The following is a 17,095-nucleotide window of genomic DNA, read 5'->3' on the forward strand; positions in this document are numbered from 1 at the left end:
AGCTGCATGACCTTCAACGCCGTTCTGGTCGCCAACCGCGGTGAGATCGCCCGGCGGATCTTCACCACCTGCCGGCGCCGTGGCCTCGCCACCGTGGCCGTCTTCTCCGATCCCGACGCGGACAGCCCCCACGTGCGGGAGGCGGACAGCGCCGTACGCCTGCCCGGCTCGACGCCGGCCGACACGTACCTGCGCGGTGATCTCATCATCGCGGCGGCCCACCGGGCCGGCGCCGACGCGATCCACCCGGGCTACGGCTTCCTGGCCGAGAACGCCGGCTTCGCCCGCGCGGTGCAGGAGGCGGGTCTGACCTGGATCGGTCCGGACCCGGCAGCGATCGAGGTGATGGGCTCCAAGATCGAGTCCAAGCGCCGGATGGCGGCCGCCGGCCTGAGCGTGCTGGACCTGCTGGAACCGGACGCCGTCACCGAGGCCGAGCTGCCCGTCCTGGTCAAGGCGTCGGCCGGCGGCGGCGGCCGTGGCATGCGGATCGTGCGCACCCTGGCCGAGCTGCCCGCGGCCGTCGCGTCCGCGGCCCGCGAGGCCGGCGCCGCGTTCGGCGATCCCACCGTCTTCTGCGAGCGGTATCTGGACGAGGGGCACCACATCGAGGTGCAGATCATGGCCGACGCCCACGGCACCGTCTGGGCGCTGGGCGAACGGGAGTGCTCCCTGCAACGCCGGCACCAGAAGGTGATCGAGGAAGCGCCCGCGCCGCTCGTCGAGCGGATCGGCGGCGACCTGCGCGAACGCCTGCTCGCGGCGGGCCGGCAGGCCGCGGCCGCGGTCGGCTACCGCGGCGCGGGCACGGTGGAGTTCATCGCCGCCGCCGACGGCGACTTCTGGTTCCTGGAGATGAACACCCGCCTGCAGGTCGAGCACCCGGTCACCGAGTGCGTCACCGGCACCGACCTGGTCGGCCTGCAACTCGACGTCGCGGCGGGCCGCCGGCTCAGCGGTGCGGAGCCGGCGATGACCGGCTACGCCGTCGAGGCCCGCCTGTACGCCGAGAGCCCCGCCGACGACTGGCGCCCCGAGACCGGCACCGTGGTCACCTTCGACGTCCCTGGCGTGACAGCCCGTTTCGAGCGCGCGGGGCTGGACGGCCTCCGCCTCGACTCCGGGGTGGTGGACGGTAGCGTCGTCGGCACCCACTACGACGGCATGCTGGCGAAGGTCATCGCGTACGCGCCGACCCGGGAGGCCGCGGCCCGGCAGCTGGCCGCCGCCCTGCGCCGCTCGCGGGTGCACGGGGTGGCCACCAACCGTGACCTGCTGGTCGCGAGCCTGCTGCACCCGCAGTTCCTGGCCGGGACCGCCGGGACCGCCTTCTACACCGACCACCCGCCGGCCGCGCTGACGGCCGGGACCGGGCTGGACCCGGCGCTCGGTGCCCTGGTCGCGGCGCTGTCCGACGCCGCGCTGGTGCCCCTGCTCGCGCGCGGCTTCCGCAACATCCCGGTCGGCTACCGCAGCCGCACCTATGCCGCCGGCGACACCGAGATCGAGGTGCGGTACCGCTCCGGCCGCGACGGTCTGGAGGTGGCGGGCCGGGACGACGTCACCCTGATCGACGCCGGACCCGGCGCCGTGGTGCTCGACCTCGACGGTGTCCGCCGCCGATGGACGGTGGGCCGCTTCGCCGACCGGGTGGTCGTCGACGGGCCGCAGGGCTCGCTGGAGCTGCGCCGGGTGCCGCGCTTCACCGACCCGTCCGCCCAGCTGCCGGCCGGTGCCCTGGTGGCGCCCATGCCCGGCACGGTGGTGCGCACCGACGTGCGGGTCGGCGAAGCCGTCGTGGCCGGTCAGGCGCTGATCTGGCTGGAGGCGATGAAGATGGAGCACGTGGTGCGCGCCCCGGCCGACGGCACGGTGACGGAGCTGCCGGTCCCGGTCGGCCGGCAGGTCAGCCAGGGCACGCCGCTGGTCGTCGTCGCGGCCGGGAACGGCGCGGCGCCCGGAGCAGGCCGCGCGGCCCGCGGTGACGGCCCGGCCGGCGATGGCTGACGCCGCGCCCAAGCAGGACCGGTCGCGGGAGACGCGCCGGCGCCTGCTGGAGACGACCATCCGGAGCCTGGCCCGGAACGGATGGGAGGTGTCGACGGTGGCTTTCATCGCCGCCGAGGCCGGCATCAGCCGCGGGGCCGTGCAGCACCACTTCCGGACCCGGGAGGCGCTCATCATCGCCGCCCTGGAGCACATGTTCGATGAACGGGCGGCCCTGCTCGATGCGCTGCCCGATCCCGCGGGCTCCGGCCCGGACCGGGTGCACACCGTGGTGACCGGCCTGGTCGACGCGATCGGCGGGGAGCTGTTCCGGGCCGCGCTGCAGGTGTGGACCGTGGCCGCCGCCGACCCGGAACTGCGGGCCGCGGTGGTCCCGCTGGAGCGGCACTTCGCCCGGGGCGTGCACCGGCGGGCCGTACGGCTGCTGCGGGTCGACGACACCGACCCGGCGGTCCGCGGTCTCATCCAGGCCACCCTGGATCTGGCCCGGGGCCTGGCGCTGGCCGACGTGCTCACCGACGACTCGCGCCGCCGGGCCCGGGTGGTCCGCGCCTGGTCGGATCAGCTGTTCGCGGCCTTGGCGGCGAGCGCCGGAACTTGATGTTCGTCGATGTCTTGACACCTCCGCCGGGCTGAGCTGGGCTGGTCCGGACAGGGAGGTGTCGACGATGACAGCATCCACCACCAGGCTCCGGCGCCTGATCACCGCCACCGTCGCGACGTTCGGCGTCGCGGCCCTCACCCTGACCGGCTCGGCCGTCGCGGCCGGCCGGCCCGCCGCTTGGACCGGCACCTGGTCCACGGCGGTGACCGGCCCGGCCACCCCGCCCCAGCCGCAGACCGTGTTCGACAACCAGACCCTGCGCCAGATCGTGCACACCAGCATCGCGGGCCGGTCCCTGCGGGTGCGGCTGTCCAACGAGTACGGCACCGAGCCGCTGGTGATCGGCGAGGCGCGGGTGGCCCGCAGCGCCGGCGGTTCCCGGCTGCTGGCCGGCACCGACCGCAGGCTCACCTTCGGCGGGCGGTCCTCGTTCAGCATCCCGCCCGGTGCGCCCGCGCTGAGCGATCCCGTGGCTCTGCCCGTACCGGCGCTCTCCGATCTCGCGGTGAGCATCCACCTGCCGCAGCGCACCGCGGCCGCGACCGTGCACGGCTCCGCCTTCCAGACCAACTACGTCGCCGCCGGCAACGTCACCCGCTCCCCGGCCCTGACCGGCGCGACCGCCATGACGTCCTGGTACTTCCTCTCCGGCGTCAGCGTCGCCACCGCGCCACGGGCGGCCTCGGTCGTGGCGTTCGGCGACTCCATCACCGACGGTGCGATCACCACGGTCGACGCCGACCACCGCTGGCCCGACTTCCTGGCCCGCCGGTTGCAGGGGCAGGCCTCGCTGCGGCACCTGGGCGTGCTCAACAAGGGCATCGGTGGCAACCGCCTGCTGTACGACGGCAACACGGTGGCCGGCACCCCGTTCTCCGGGATCGGGCCGCTCTTCGGCGACAGCGCGCTGCGCCGCTTCGACCGTGACGTGCTGGCCCAGCCGGGCGCCCGCGCGGTGATCGTGCTGCTCGGCATCAACGACATCGGCCAGCCGACCTCACTGGCTCCGCCGTCCGAGGCGGTGACCGCCGACGAGCTGATCGCCGGCTACCGGCAGCTGATCGCCCGGGCCCACGAACGCGGCCTGCGGATCATCGGCGCCACCCTGACACCGTTCCAGGACACCACGATCACCGGTTACTACAGCGCGGAGAACGAGGCCAAGCGGGCCGCGGTCAACCGCTGGATCCGGACCAGCGGCGAGTACGACGGCGTGATCGACTTCGACCGGGCGGTCCGGGACCCGGCCCAGCCGTTGCGCATCCTCGCGCGCTACGACAGCGGCGACCACCTGCACCCCAACGACGCCGGGATGCAGGCCATGGCGGACGCCATCCCGCTGCGACTGCTCCAGGTGACCGGCGACCGGGTGGCGGCCCAGTGACCCGCCGCCCTTGTCACCCGGCGGGGGTGGCGGCTCAGCGACCCGCCGCCTCGCCACCTCGACCGGGCCGCGGCTCAGTGAGCGGCGACCGTCACTGCGGTGGGATGGCGTAGGCCAGCGGCACGGGCAGTGGCTCGTCGCCCCACATGCCGGTCAGCACCGGGCCGGTGACCCGCTGGCTGGTGCCGAGGCGGCGCAGCACGGCCAGCTCCACGTCGTCCGTCACGATCACCGTCGGGTCCTCGTCGACGACCCGGTGCACGCTGCCGGCGGCCGGGACCGGGGCGTCCCCGGTCCCGCTGCCGCTGACGGTCATGGCGGGCGCGCGGGTCTCGCGCCGGCCGTCGACCTCGAAGTACTCCTCCGCCTGGGTGCCGCCGGCGTGGATCACCCGGGCCAGCGCCGCGGCGTAGACCGGGTCGCCGCAGGCGTCGTAGACCCAGCGGCGGCCCAGGGCCGAGTGCTCGGTCGTGCCGATCAGCCACTCCTCGGCGCCGTCCAGGGGTGCGTCACGATACGTGAGCGGGACCTGCAGGACCGGGCCGTCACCGGCGCGGACCAGCATCGTCTCCAGGCCGACCGCGCCGGCCGGGTCGTCGAAGCGGAAGGCCGAGACCCGGGTCACCTCGGCCTCCGGCGGGCCGGCGAACCACGGGCGGCCGGGCAGCCAGCCCGCCAGCAGCTCAAGCTTGGTCGGGGTCAGATCCGCGCGGTGCAGCAAAGCCATCCGCTGAATCTAGAGGACCGGCCCGGAGGGCGCAGAACTGCCCGCCGCCTTCCGGTCACGGCGGGCGGCGCGCAGCACCTTGGCGACCATGGCCGGCCGGAGCAACGCGGACCCGGGCGCGAGCAGGTGCTGCACCCGTACGACCTGCCGGATCACCTCCGGCGAGACGTGGGTGGCGCGGAAGATCTGCCGCTGGTACCAGTGCGTCAGGGCGAGCCCGCGCGGCTTGGGACCCTGCGTGCCGGGGTAGGCGAAGTCGGTCGTGGCGGCCATCTCCCAGGCGACGGCGATCGGCTTGGCGCTGCGGCGGTAGAAGTCACGCGCCATCGCCACGCTCGGAGCGCGGTGCCGATCGAGACACTCCGCCAGCGTGACGGCTTCCAGCGCGGCGACCGTCATGCCGTGCCCGTACACGGGATTGAAGCTGCACAGCGCGTCGCCCACGGCCACGTACCCCGCCGGGATCCGGCGCAGCCGTTCGAAGTGCCGGCGCCGGCTGGTCGGATAGGTGTAGGCCACCGGATCGGTCAGCGGCTCCCCGGTACGCAGCAGCTCGGCGATCGTGCCGTCCGGCAGGCTCTCGGCGAAGCGCTGGTAGCCCTCGGGATCGGTGGGTGCCTGCTCGCCGTGGAAGCCGCCGAGGGTCACGAGCCACCGGTCGCCCTCGACGGAGAACGCGGCACCGTAGCGCCGATGCTCCGGCGGGCTCTCGGCGAGCACGATCATCCCAGGTCCCGGCAGACACTTCGGCCGGCCGCTGACCAGGCGGGTCGTGTAGTGCACGCGTACGGTGATCACCGACTCCGGCGGGCTCGGAAAGCCGAGGTCGTGCAGCCAGCGGTCGGAGCGGCTGCCGCGACCGCTGGCATCGACCACCAGCCCGGCCGGCAGCTCCCGGCCATCGGCCAGGGTCACGCCGGTGACCCGCTCGCCGGCCCGGCCGGTCAGCCCGGCCACCGCGGTCTCGTCGAGAACGCTCACCCGGGGCAACGCCCGCACCCGCCGCTGCACACAGCTCTCCAGCAGCGGCCGGCTCATGGCGAGCATCGTGACGCCGCTGTCGGCCCGCACGCGGTAGCCGTCGAGCTGCCAGACGTGCGCGTCCCTGGCCACGTCGATCCACCGTGCGCCGAGCGCGAGCAGCTCGTCGGTCAGCCCGGGGAAGAGCTTCTCCAGGGCGTCGCGGCCGACCGCGAGCAGGGCGTGCGGGTGGGCGCTCTGCGGCACGCCGCGGCGGCTGTCGGGCCCGGTCGGCAGCCGGTCCCGATCGACGACCGTCACCCGGTCGAACCGGTCGGCCAGCACCCGCGCGGCAGCCAGACCGGCCATGCCGGCCCCGATGACCACGGCATCGTCACCCATCTCTCGATGGTGGCACTTCGGCCGGCCAGGGGTCCTATCCGGAATCTGTCAGTGCTGGACCGTCGGCGGGGACATGCGGTCGCGGCGGTGGTGGGACAGGCCGGTGTGGTGGCTGTCGCCCGGGTGGCTGGCCGGGTCCACGTGCACAGTCGCGCCGGTCAGGCGCGGCACCTGGTGGGTCAGTTGGTGCTCGGCGTCCGCGGCGATCTCGTGCGCGGCCAGCAGGCTCAGGTCCGCGTCCACCACCACGGCCGCCTCCGCGTGCATCCGGTGCCCGATCCAGCGCAGCCGCAGTCCGGACACGTCGCGTATGCCCGGGACCGCCCGCAGCGATTCCTCCGCCCGGTCCACCAGCTCCGGGTCCACCCGGTCCATCAGCCGCCGGTACACCTCCCGGGCGGCGTCCTTGAGCACGAACGCGATCACCGCCGTGATGGCCAGGCCGACGGCCGGGTCGGCCCACTGCCAGCCGAACCACGCGCCGGCCGCGGCGACGACGACGGCGAGGGAGGTGAAGCCGTCGGTGCGGGCGTGCAGGCCGTCGGCGACCAGGGCCGCCGAGCCGATGCGCCGACCGACCCCGATGCGGTAGCGGGCGACGATCTCGTTGCCGGCGAAGCCGATCACGCCGGCGGCCAGCACCCACGGCAGGTGCGTCATGGTCTGCGGGTGCAGCAACCGGTTGACCGCGGTCCAGCCGGCGGCGACCGCCGAAGCGGCGATCACCAGCACGATCAGGATGCCGGCCAGATCCTCGGCCCGGCCGAAACCATAGGTGTACGCCCGGGTCGCGGCCCGGCGGCCGAGCAGAAAGGCAATACCCAGGGGTACGGCGGTCAGCGCGTCAGCGACGTTGTGCAGAGTGTCGCCGAGCAGCGCCACCGAGCCGGAGAACACGACCACGGCCGCCTGCAGGGCCGCGGTGACACCCAGCACCACGAGCGAGATCCACAGAGCGCGAAGTCCCTCCCGCGACGACTCCAGGGCCGGGTCGACCTTGTCGGCGCTGTCGTGCGAGTGCGGGGTGACCTGGTGGCGCAGGCGGTCCCACCAGCCGTCGTGGTGACTGTGCTCGTGGTCGCTCATCGCTGCTCCCCTGCCGTTCTGGTGGCCCGTGCCGCGCACCGATAATATGTGCTCATGTACGCACGCGACAACGGTGCAACTGCCAGTGACCGGCAGGAACCGTTCATGAGCGACGACGTCATCCAGGCGGCGACGGTCACCCTCGGGATGCTGGCCGACGGCACGAGGTTGCGGCTGATGGCCGCTCTGGTCGACGCGGAGAGCGACGTGACCGCCTTGACCCGCCTGGTGGGCGCGGCGCGGCCGGCCGTGTCGCAGCATCTCGGCAAGCTGCGCCTCGCCGGGCTGGTCCGGACCCGCCGCGACGGCCGCCGCTCGGTGTACGCGGTCACGGACCCGCACGTACGCCGCCTCGTGGTCGAAGCGCTACGGATGGCGGAGCACCGGGTCACCGACCGCCCGGCCCATCACACAAACGCACCCGTCCCCGCGCCACGGTGATCCCGGTCAACCCACCACCCGCGCTCCTCGGTCCTGCGCCACCGTGATCCCCGTCAGCGCACCACCCCGCACTACTCAGTCCCGCGCCACCGTGATCCCCGTCAGCCCACCACCCGCGCTCCGCTGTCCCGTGCCACGATCAGACCGCCCGGCCCACCACCCGAGCACCGCCGAAGAACCGTCGACTTGCATCCGGTACCCAGGTACGGGTTTACCGTCGGACCATGACCGAAGAAGACCCGGTGTGGGTGCCCGAGGCCTGCACCTTGCCCACCGTCGACCAGCCGCTGCGGCTGGCCGAGTTCGACGACCTCTTCGCCACCGCGCTGCGTGATCAGCGGCGGCTGTCACCCACCGTGCTGCGGTGGCGGCTCGATCCGGCCGCCGAGCCGGTGGCCCGCGACCTCACCGCCCGGGAGAGCTCGTGCTGCTCGTTCTTCATGTTCACCTTCGCCGCAGACAGTGAAGGTGAGCATGAAGCAGTGAACCTCGACGTCCAGGTGCCGGCCGCCCAGATCGCCGTGCTGGACGCGCTGGCCGGCCGGGCCGTCGCCGGGATGGCCGCGTGAGCGGCCTGCGCAGCAGTGCGGTCGCCGCCGCCGCGGGGGTGAATCTCCAGACGCTGCGCTACTACGAGCGCCGAGGTCTGCTCGCCGAACCGGACCGCAGCCTGGGCGGGCACCGGATGTACCCGCCCGAGGCGGTCACCGTGCTGCGGGTGATCAAGGCGGCGCAGCGGCTCGGCTTCACCCTCGAGGAGATCGCCGACCTGCTGGAGACCGGCCGGCACCGGCACGGGCGGGCCCGCGATGCCGGGCTGCGGTCCCGGGCGCAGGCCAAGCTGGCCGAGGTGGAAGCCAAGATCAGCGACCTGCAGGTCATCGCGGGCACGCTGCGGGCGGCCGTCGACGCCGGCTGCGACGACCTGGTGACCTGCGCCGCCCAGCCCTGCTGCCCGATTCCGTTCGCCACTATCGCGGTAGGAGCCCCAGATGCCGACCCCCACTGACCCCGCCCGCCAGCTGCTCCCCAGCCCGACCGCCCCCGCCGACCGAGCCCACCCCTCGCCGGCACCCAGCCCAGCCGCCGCCGACCGCACACGCGTGCCGCTACCCGGCCTCAGCCGCCTCGCCGCCCGGGTCCGCCGACTGCTGCCACCCGGCCTGACCGGCCTAGCCGCTCTCGCCTGCGCAGCCTGCTGCGCCATCCCGCTGCTCCTGACCGCCGGCGTCCTGTCCGGCGCGACCTGGGCTGTAGCGGTGTCCTGGATGCCCGGCATCGCCGCGGTACTCACCGTCCTGGCCGTCGCCGCCTGGTGGCGCACCACCCGCCAGCGCCACCGCTCCGGCTGTGCCGGCGGCGCCTGCTCCTGCGCCACCCCGTGACCGCCACCCCGTGATCGCCACCCCGTGACTGCCACCGCCGATCCGGTCCGGATACCGTACCCAGAGTGATCATCGCCCGTTCGTTGCTGCTCTTCGTCCTGGCAGCGCTCGCCGAGATCGGCGGCGCCTGGCTGATCTGGCAGGGCTGGCGCGAACACCGTGGCCTGTGGTGGATCGCCGCCGGCGTGATCGCTCTCGGCGCGTACGGTTTCGTGGCCTGCCTGCAGCCCGACGCCACCTTCGGGCGGATCCTGGCCGCCTACGGCGGCGTCTTCGTCGCCGGCTCGCTCGCCTGGGGCATGGTCGTGGACAAGTTCCGCCCGGACCGGTGGGACCTCATCGGCGCCGGCATCTGCCTGCTCGGCGTCGCCGTGATCATGTACGCCCCGCGCGGCTCCTGACCGGCCGCGGCTACAGTCGGCAGTCGATGGAGACGTTGGTGCTCGCCGCCGCCGCGGCGTTCCTGCTGGCGTTGCTGTCGGCCGTGACCGGGTTCGGTGGCGGGGTGCTGTTGCTGCCGGTCTTCACCGCCTTGTTCGGGCTGCGGGTCGCGGTGCCGATGCTGACGCTGGCGCAGTTGTCGAGCAACGGCAGCCGGTTGTGGCTCAACCGCCGGGAGGTCCGGTGGCCGCTGGTGGGCTGGTTCGCCCTCGGCGCTGTGCCGTTCGCCGTGGGCGGTGCCGTCCTGCTGAGCCACGCTCCGCTGAGCCCGCTCAAGCGGGTGCTGGGCGTGTTCCTCATCGGGGTGGTGGCCTGGCGCCGGCTGCGCCCGCGCCCCGGCCGGCCCGGCGACCGGGCGTTCGTCGGTGTCGGCGCCGCGTCCGGGTTCGGGTCGGCGCTGCTCGGGTCGGTGGGCCCGTTGACCGCGCCGTTCTTCCTGGCGTACGGGTTGACGCGCGCGGCGTACATCGGCACCGAGGCCGCCGCCGCGCTGACCCTGCACCTGACCAAGACGGCCGCCTACGGCGCCGGTGGTCTGCTCACCGGGCGGATCGTGCTCTACGGCGCCGCGCTGACGCCGGTCATCATGGCCGGTGCGTGGACCGGCCGGAGGATCGTCGCCGCGATCAGCGACCGGGTGTTCGTCACGCTGGTCGAGGCCGGGCTGGTGGTCGCCGGACTCCTCTTCCTCCTCGGACTGGCCTGAACCTCACCACGCCGACCCGAGCATCAACCCAGACCGACCAGAGCATCACCAAGCCGACCTGAGCATCATCGTGCCGGTCCGAGCGTCATCAGGCCGACCTGAGCATCATCGTGCCGGCCCGAGCATCACCAAGCCGACCTGAGCATCATGGGGCCGGGTCCGGCCGCATGGCCGGGGACCGGTAGAGACTCGGAACCCGGAAGCCACCGAGCCACGCAGTCAACCGGGCCGCCTCCTCATCGAGGCACCGGCGACCGGCAGCCGACACCGGCTCCAGCAACCGCACCTTGACGACACCGGCGTCGTCCTGCACCCAGCTACCCACGGCCCGCCCATCCACCCAAGCCGTCGCGCCCGCGTTACCCCGGTTGTCAAAGAGCTGCTCGCGGTGCGGCCCGAGGTAGAAGTCCCGCCGCTGCCATCCCATGATCGTCGGATCGAGGACCGGCAGCAGCGCCGCCCACGGTCCCGGCTCGGGCACGTCGTCGAGGTCGTCGGGCAGGAGCCAGCCGGTGTCGCCACTGTCGAGCGAGACCGCGACGGCACCGAGCTCCCCGAGCGCCGCCCGCACCACGCTCCGGGTCGAGCCCAGCCACCAGACGAGGTCGTCCTCGGTGCCGGGTCCGAAGGTGAACAACCACCGGCGCACGAGCTCGCGATAGCCCTCGGCCGCCCCGCCGGGCGCGGGTACGTCGGTGAGCCAGTGCCGCATCAGGGTCCAGCGCGGCCGGGATGTGTACCAGCCCGCGGTGTTGGCGCCGCGCACGATGTCGGCGGTGGCTCCGAGGTGGGTCATCACCCGGGCCGCCGGCGACAGTCCGCCGGCCCCCACCGCCGTCTTCACGTCAAGCAGCGGCACCGCCTGCCGGATCTCCAGCGCCGAACGACCGTCCGGAGCGTCCGCGAGCGCGGCGAGGACCTCGGCCCGGGCGCGGTCGATCCAGTCGTGCCCGTCCTCGGCGAGTCCGGCCAGGACGGCGTCCTTGGCCAGGCGGGCCCGCTCGGTGCCCGCGACCCGGGCGGACGCGCTGGACCAGACCGCCGGCAGCAGCTCGTGCGGGACCACGAAGAGAGTGCGCCGCATGGCCAGCTGCTTGACCAGCGTACGGTCCGCGTAGAGCGCCCGGTCGACGTCGCCGATCTCGAGGGACCCGGCCCGTGCCCAGCAGGACAGGTAGACCGTGGCGGGCTCGGTGGCGTGCAGCACGGTCATCGCCCGCGTGACGGACTCCGGGGAGTCGGCCCGGAACGCGGGCGCCAGCGCGTGCCGGACCCCCAGGCGGGCGCGGCGTTCATGATCGGACACGTGACGCATCGGGCCATGCTGTCACGAGAGGCCGAGCTGCCACGAGAAGCCGAGCTGCCACGAGAAGCCGAGCTGCCACGGGAGACCGGGCGCCGGTGACCGCTCAGTCGCCGGTGAGGTCGCGGCGGATCGCGACCATCGCGGCGATGATCGCCGCCAGGGTCCAGCCCAGCAGGATCAGCAGCTTCCGGACGTCGCCCGAGGCCGCGTCCAGGTAGGCCGAGAACGGCAGTGGTTCCTGCATCTTGCCGTACATGGCCTCGACGAAGATGATCCACGCCACGAAGCCGACGAACAGCATGGTCGCGCTGCGTGCGACGGCCGCCGCGGCGGCGCCGAGCACGGCCATGACCGGGGCGACCAGCAGGGTGATCAGGTATCGCTCGCGGTTGCCCTGGATCAGCACGATCAGACCGCTGATCGCGGTGAAGCCGAAACCCACGATCACGGTGGTGATCAGCTGGCCGATCAGCACCCGGATCCGCCGGGGCCGGGCCAGATACAGCAGTACGGCGGTCCGGTGCTGGAAGTGCTGGGAGACGCCGGTGACGCCGAAGCCGAACGCGCCCACGCCCGCCAGCAGCGCCCAGAAGTCGGAGCCGATCACGCCGAGGATGGTGCCCAGGCACGTGAAGATCGCGAGGGACAGCGCGCTGGACCGGATCGTCGACAGGCGATAGAGCTCGCTGCGCACCACGGCGATCATGGGACGGCCTCCTCGACAGCGGCGGGGCCTGGGGCGCTGACCAGGCCGAGGAAGATCTGTTCGAGGTTGGGGGCGTCGGTGGTCAGTTCGTGGATCGGCACCTGAGCCGCGAAGGCCAGCTCGCCGGCGTGCTCGGGCGTCAGCCCGATCACCTCCAGGGCGTACCCGTCGGTGTCGACCTGGGCCCCGGCTTCCTCGAACACGCGCCACAGCAGCTGCGGATCGCGGCCGCGGATCCGCAGTCGCGCGGGCGCCGAGCCGTACAGTTCGGCCAGCGGTGCCGCGTAGCGCACGGTGCCGTCCGCGATGATCACGACGTCGTCGATGAGCTGGGCCAGCTCGGCGAGCAGGTGGCTGGAGATCAGCACCGTGCCGCCGTTGCGGGCGTGCTCACGCAGCAGCTCCCGGAGCCAGGCGATGCCTTCCGGGTCCAGGCCGTTCGCCGGCTCGTCGAGGACCAGCACCGACGGCTCGCCGAGCAGGGCGGTCGCCACCGCGAGCCGCTGACGCATGCCGAGCGAGTAGTCGCCGCAGCGCTGCTCCGCGGCGTCGTCGAGGCCGACCTGCGCCAGCAGCGGGCCGATCCGGGCCCGATCGGCCCCGGTGAGCAGCGCCTGCGTCATCAGGTGGGCCCGCCCGCTCTGCCCGGGATGGCTGATGCCCTGCTCCAGGACGGCCCCGACCTGCCGGGCCGGATGGCTCAGCTCCTGGTAGCGCACTTTGTTGATCAGTGCCACGCCGGACGTCGGCCGGGTCAGGCCGAGCAGCATCCGCAGCGTCGTGGTCTTGCCGGAGCCGTTGAGCCCGAGAAATCCGGTCACGCGCCCGGGCACGGCGGAGAACGTCACGTCGTCGACGGCACGGACCCGCCCGTAGGACTTGGTCAACCCGATCACTTCGATCATCGCGCGCCATCATGGCAGGTCCGCTCACCGATGGGCCGGGATCCTCCACAGCACAGCCCGGGCTTCCCGGTCGGCGTGCCGCCGGACGGCGAGCAGCCAGCCGACGCCGACCAGCGACACGACGAGCAGCCCGCCCCAGGACAACGCGGTGAAGAGGTGGGTCTGGTCGGCGGTCGGCTGCGGCTGGTAGCCGCGTTCCAGCAGGGAGGACTGGTACGGCGTCCCGGTCAGCACCAGCGTCAACAGCAGGGCGATGCTGTGCATGCTGTCCCACAGGGCGTGCAGGGCCGAAACACCGAGGTACGCCAGCAGCAGCCGCCAGGTCAGCGCGAAATGTTCCCGTCCGCTGGCGGAGAACAGCACGCCGCCGAGGATGGCCGTCCACAGGCCGTGACCGACGGGAGCGAGCAGCCCGCGCAGCAGCTCGGTCTGGACCAGCTGCATCAGCGACAGACCCTGCTCGGTGAACAGGGCGGTGAAGGCGTACCCGGCCGATTCGAAGGCGGCGAAGCCGAACCCGACGGAGGCGCCCAGGATCAGCCCGTCCGCGGCGTACTTGTGCTGCAGCCGGCGGGTCAGGACGGCCAGGACGGTGAGCTTCGCGGCCTCCTCGATCAGGCCCACGCCGAGGAACAGGCCCGGGGAGGGGTGCAGCAGGTAGGACTCCAGCAGGGAGGCCGCCAGCACCCCGAGCACCCCGCCGGTGACGAACGTGGTGAACAGCAGCTCGGCGGTGACCTCGCCGCTGTGCCGGCGGCCGAAGGCCCAGACCACGAAGGACACCGGTACGAGGAAGCTGCCCAGCAGGACCAGCGTCGGGATCAGATTGGGGTTGCCCGTCACGAAGGTGACCACGACCGTGAGGATCCACAGCACCAGGCCGGTGAGGAACACCCGCAACCAGCTCCGGCGGCGCCTGGGGGCCGGGTGGACGGCCCGTTCGGCCGTGCTGACGTCGTCCATGGTCTTCTCCTCGTGTGCGGCTCGGCCCGCCGCATACCCGCGTCAGCCCAGATCTACGCTGGTGACCATGCGCGAGTCGGAGCAGTCGCGGTGGTTCGAGGACCTGCGACCCGGCGAAGGGTTGTGCCCGCCCCGGGCCGACGTCGGCTCGGACGCCGCGACGCTGTCGCTGGACGGCTCCTGGCGGTTCCGCCTGGCCCCCACAGTCGACGCTGTCACCAGCGGCTTCGCCGATCCCGGCTTCGACGACCAGAGCTGGGACACCCTCGCCGTGCCGGCGCATTGGCAACTGCACGGGTACGGCGCACCGGCGTACACCAATGTCCGTTATCCGTTCCCGGTCGATCCGCCGCACGTGCCCGACGAGAACCCCACCGGCGAGTATCGCCGGGTCTTCGACCGGCCGGCCGGCTGGCCGGCAGGTCCCGCGGTGATCCGTTTCGAGGGCGTCGACTCCTGCTGCAAGGTGTGGCTGAACGGTGAGGAGCTGGGGCACGCGAAGGGCAGCCGGCTGCCCGCGGAGTTCGCCGCCGGGGGCCTGCTGCGGCCGGGCCGCAACGTGCTGGCGGTACGGGTGCACCAGTGGTCCTCCGGCAGTTACCTCGAGGACCAGGACATGTGGTGGCTGTCCGGCATCTTCCGGACGGTCCGGCTACTGGCCCGGCCTGAGGGCGGACTGGGCGACGTGTTCGTGCACGCCGCCTACGACCATGTCACCGGGCGGGGCACGGTCTCGATCGACACCGACGTCCCGGCCCGGCTGACGGTCGCCGAGCTCGGCCTGGTGGACGTGGACGCGGCCGGCCCGCACGTCATCGACCGGGTGGAACCGTGGTCGGCCGAGACGCCCCGGCTCTACACCGCGCGGCTGCGGACCGCGGCGGAAGGCGCCGACATCCGGATCGGTTTCCGTACGGTGGCGCTGGCCGGCGGCCGATGGACGGTGAACGGGACTCCGGTGTCGCTGCGCGGCGTCAACCGGCACGAGTGGGACCCCGACGCCGGGCGGGCCGTACCGGTGGCGGTGATGCGCCAGGACCTGCTGATGATGAAGCAGCACAATCTCAACGCCGTACGCACCAGCCACTATCCGCCGGCGCCGGCGTTCCTGGACCTCTGCGACGAGCTGGGCCTGTGGGTCGTCGACGAGTGCGACCTGGAGACCCACGGGTTCGCCGCGACCGGCTGGCGCGGCAATCCCAGCGACGACCCCCGCTGGGCGCCCGCCTTCCTGGACCGGGCGCAGCGGATGGTCGAACGCGACAAGAACCATCCCAGCGTCATCGCCTGGTCCCTGGGCAACGAGGCAGGCACAGGCCGCAACCTGGCCGCCATGGCCCACTGGATCCGCGACCGCGACCCCTCCCGCATGATCCACTACGAGGGCGACCGGGACAGCACCTACACCGACTGCTACAGCCGCATGTACGCCTCCCCGGACGAGGTCACCACGATCGGCCGCGGCGAGGAGCCACCGACCCGCGATCCGGCCGCCGACGCGCACCGCCGGTCGCTGCCGTTCATCCTCTGCGAGTACGCCCACGCGATGGGCAACGGCCCGGGTGGGCTGGCGGAGTACCAGCGGCTCTTCGACACGTACCCCCGATGTCAGGGTGGCTTCGTCTGGGAGTGGATCGACCACGGCATCCGCCGGCCGGTGCCGGGCGGCGAGGGCCACTACTTCGCGTACGGCGGCGACTTCGGCGAACCGCTGCACGACGGCAACTTCGTGGCGGACGGCCTGGTGTTCCCGGACCGCACCCCGTCGCCGGGCGTGCTCGAGCTCAAGAAGGTCAGCGAACCGATCGGTCTCACCGTCGATCCGGACCTGGCTGAGGTTCAGGTCAACAACAAGTACGACTTCCGCGACACCGCACACCTGACCTTCGACTGGACGGTGCAGGAGCAGGGAGTCACGGTGGCCGATGGCTTCCTCACCGTGCCGATCGCCCCGGCCGGCGCTCAGGTCTCCGCCGGCTTGCCGGAACTGCCCGCCGCCGGCGCGGACACCTGGCTGACGGTTCGGGCCCGGCTGGCGCACGACGAGCCGTGGGCCCCGGCCGGCCACGAGATCGCCTGGACCCAGGTGCAGCTCCCAGCCCCGGCGCCCGGGTGGCCGACGAAGACGAGCCATCCCGTGCGGACGGACGACAACGGACTGGTACGGGTCGGCGATGCCCGGTTCGACCCGCGCACCGGTCTGCTGCTGAGCCTGGACGACCTACCGGTGACCGGCCCCCGGCTGGACCTGTGGCGCGCGCCGACGGACAACGACGCCCCACCCCGCGACGTCCGCGACGCGGTGGCGAGCGAATGGCGCCGGATCGGCCTGAACCGCCTGCAGCACCGCGTCATCGGTATCGGCGCGGACGGTGACACCTTTGTGGTCCGCACCCGGGTCGCCCCGGCCGCCACCGATCTGGGAGTCGTCACCACCTACCGCTGGACGGCCGCGGACGACGGCGTGACGCTGTCGGTCGCCACCGAGCCGGTCGGGGCGTGGAGCGGCGTCCTGCCCCGGATGGGTCTGCACCTGGCCGGCCCGGCGGAACTGGACGCGGTGGAGTGGCTCGGCGACGGCCCGGGCGAGGCGTACGCCGACAGCCGGCAGGCGGTGCGGTTCGGCCGGTACCGCCTGAGGGTGGACGAGATGCAGACGCCGTACGTCCATCCTCAGGAGAACGGCAACCGCACCGGCGTGCGCTGGGCCCGCATCACCGCGCCGGACGGCAACGGCCTGGAGGTGATCGGCCACCCGACGTTCGAACTGTCGGTGCGACGCTGGACGAGCGCTGATCTGGCCGCGGCCCGGCACCCGTACGAGCTGAAGCGGTCCGATCGGGTGCACCTTAATGTTGACCTCGGCCAGAACGGGCTCGGGTCAGCCTCATGTGGGCCGGGTGTCCTGCCGCGATACCAGTTGGCGGCCGACCGGGCGTACACGTTCGAGGTGGGGTTCCGCAGGCTCGGGCCGGCTCGGTGATCGGGGCCGCTCGGCCTCGCGACCCCTCCCGGGCCGCAACCACCCCGACGAGCCCCGGCCCATCCCGAGCACGCCCCGCCGGACCACGC

At 73.1% G+C, this 17,095-nt stretch carries 17 protein-coding genes; 10 read left to right on the forward strand and 7 right to left on the reverse strand.

Going from position 1 to position 17,095, the window contains the following annotated elements; genetic code table 11:
- The first annotated feature begins 6 nt into the window (after positions 1 to 6).
- From ACWEOZ_RS09610 to ACWEOZ_RS09620, 3 genes are all read left to right on the forward strand, one after another.
- Positions 7 to 2,007 carry an acetyl/propionyl/methylcrotonyl-CoA carboxylase subunit alpha gene (locus tag ACWEOZ_RS09610; RefSeq protein ID WP_451910284.1) on the forward strand — a complete coding sequence of 667 codons (2,001 nt, stop codon included), beginning with the start codon at positions 7 to 9 and terminating at the stop codon, positions 2,005 to 2,007.
- Positions 2,000 to 2,608: a TetR/AcrR family transcriptional regulator gene (locus tag ACWEOZ_RS09615; RefSeq protein ID WP_451910285.1), complete on the forward strand. Its 609-nt coding sequence runs from the start codon at positions 2,000 to 2,002 to the stop codon at positions 2,606 to 2,608. Before ACWEOZ_RS09610 ends, ACWEOZ_RS09615 begins: the two co-directional genes overlap by 8 nt.
- Positions 2,609 to 2,675: 67 nt before the next feature.
- Positions 2,676 to 3,995, forward strand: a complete 1,320-nt coding sequence (locus tag ACWEOZ_RS09620) for an SGNH/GDSL hydrolase family protein (protein ID WP_451910286.1) — start codon at positions 2,676 to 2,678, stop codon at positions 3,993 to 3,995.
- Positions 3,996 to 4,086: 91 nt separating this feature from the next.
- Here ACWEOZ_RS09620 and ACWEOZ_RS09625 read toward each other — a convergent pair whose 3' ends face one another.
- From ACWEOZ_RS09625 to ACWEOZ_RS09635, 3 genes are read right to left on the reverse strand one after another with little or no spacing between them, the layout of a single operon-like run.
- Positions 4,087 to 4,722: a CG0192-related protein gene (locus tag ACWEOZ_RS09625; RefSeq protein ID WP_451910287.1), complete on the reverse strand. Its 636-nt coding sequence runs from the start codon at positions 4,720 to 4,722 to the stop codon at positions 4,087 to 4,089.
- 9 nt (positions 4,723 to 4,731) lie between these two features.
- Positions 4,732 to 6,084: an FAD-dependent oxidoreductase gene (locus ACWEOZ_RS09630; RefSeq protein WP_451910288.1), complete on the reverse strand. Its 1,353-nt coding sequence runs from the start codon at positions 6,082 to 6,084 to the stop codon at positions 4,732 to 4,734.
- Between the two features lie 48 nt (positions 6,085 to 6,132).
- On the reverse strand, positions 6,133 to 7,170 hold the full coding sequence (locus ACWEOZ_RS09635; RefSeq protein WP_451910289.1) for a cation diffusion facilitator family transporter: 1,038 nt from the start codon (positions 7,168 to 7,170) through the stop codon (positions 6,133 to 6,135).
- Positions 7,171 to 7,275: 105 nt separating this feature from the next.
- Here ACWEOZ_RS09635 and ACWEOZ_RS09640 point away from each other — a divergent pair, with 105 nt between their 5' ends.
- From ACWEOZ_RS09640 to ACWEOZ_RS09665, 6 genes are all read left to right on the forward strand, one after another.
- Complete coding sequence (locus ACWEOZ_RS09640) at positions 7,276 to 7,611, forward strand: ArsR/SmtB family transcription factor (RefSeq protein WP_451910290.1); 336 nt, start codon at positions 7,276 to 7,278, stop codon at positions 7,609 to 7,611.
- 224 nt (positions 7,612 to 7,835) lie between these two features.
- Positions 7,836 to 8,180 (forward strand): hypothetical protein, encoded by a 345-nt coding sequence (locus ACWEOZ_RS09645; protein WP_451910291.1) that lies wholly within the window; start codon positions 7,836 to 7,838, stop codon positions 8,178 to 8,180.
- Entirely contained in the window at positions 8,177 to 8,620 is a 444-nt protein-coding gene (locus ACWEOZ_RS09650) for a MerR family transcriptional regulator (protein WP_451910292.1), read from the forward strand. Before ACWEOZ_RS09645 ends, ACWEOZ_RS09650 begins: the two co-directional genes overlap by 4 nt.
- Entirely contained in the window at positions 8,604 to 8,996 is a 393-nt protein-coding gene (locus tag ACWEOZ_RS09655) for a hypothetical protein (protein ID WP_451910293.1), read from the forward strand. Before ACWEOZ_RS09650 ends, ACWEOZ_RS09655 begins: the two co-directional genes overlap by 17 nt.
- Positions 8,997 to 9,061: 65 nt before the next feature.
- A complete protein-coding gene (locus ACWEOZ_RS09660) occupies positions 9,062 to 9,397 on the forward strand; it encodes a YnfA family protein (protein ID WP_451910294.1) in 336 nt (111 codons plus the stop codon).
- A 26-nt stretch (positions 9,398 to 9,423) separates the two neighbouring features.
- Positions 9,424 to 10,143, forward strand: a complete 720-nt coding sequence (locus ACWEOZ_RS09665; RefSeq protein ID WP_451910295.1) for a sulfite exporter TauE/SafE family protein — start codon at positions 9,424 to 9,426, stop codon at positions 10,141 to 10,143.
- A gap of 145 nt (positions 10,144 to 10,288) precedes the next feature.
- On the opposite strand, the gene ACWEOZ_RS09670 is transcribed toward ACWEOZ_RS09665, so the two are convergent.
- From ACWEOZ_RS09670 to ACWEOZ_RS09685, 4 genes are all read right to left on the reverse strand, one after another.
- A complete protein-coding gene (locus ACWEOZ_RS09670) occupies positions 10,289 to 11,458 on the reverse strand; it encodes a winged helix DNA-binding domain-containing protein (protein ID WP_451910296.1) in 1,170 nt (389 codons plus the stop codon).
- Between the two features lie 94 nt (positions 11,459 to 11,552).
- A complete protein-coding gene (locus ACWEOZ_RS09675; protein ID WP_451910297.1) occupies positions 11,553 to 12,155 on the reverse strand; it encodes a hypothetical protein in 603 nt (200 codons plus the stop codon).
- Positions 12,152 to 13,060: an ABC transporter ATP-binding protein gene (locus ACWEOZ_RS09680; protein ID WP_451910298.1), complete on the reverse strand. Its 909-nt coding sequence runs from the start codon at positions 13,058 to 13,060 to the stop codon at positions 12,152 to 12,154. The genes ACWEOZ_RS09675 and ACWEOZ_RS09680 overlap by 4 nt, the downstream gene beginning before the upstream one ends.
- Positions 13,061 to 13,084: 24 nt before the next feature.
- On the reverse strand, positions 13,085 to 14,023 hold the full coding sequence (locus ACWEOZ_RS09685) for a PrsW family intramembrane metalloprotease (RefSeq protein ID WP_451910299.1): 939 nt from the start codon (positions 14,021 to 14,023) through the stop codon (positions 13,085 to 13,087).
- 67 nt (positions 14,024 to 14,090) lie between these two features.
- On the opposite strand from ACWEOZ_RS09685, the gene ACWEOZ_RS09690 reads away from it, so the two are divergent.
- Positions 14,091 to 17,006, forward strand: coding sequence for a glycoside hydrolase family 2 TIM barrel-domain containing protein (locus ACWEOZ_RS09690; RefSeq protein ID WP_451910300.1), 2,916 nt, complete (start codon positions 14,091 to 14,093; stop codon positions 17,004 to 17,006).
- The last annotated feature ends 89 nt before the right edge of the window (positions 17,007 to 17,095 follow it).

The sequence above is a fragment of the Actinoplanes sp. NPDC004185 genome (genome assembly GCF_053603475.1).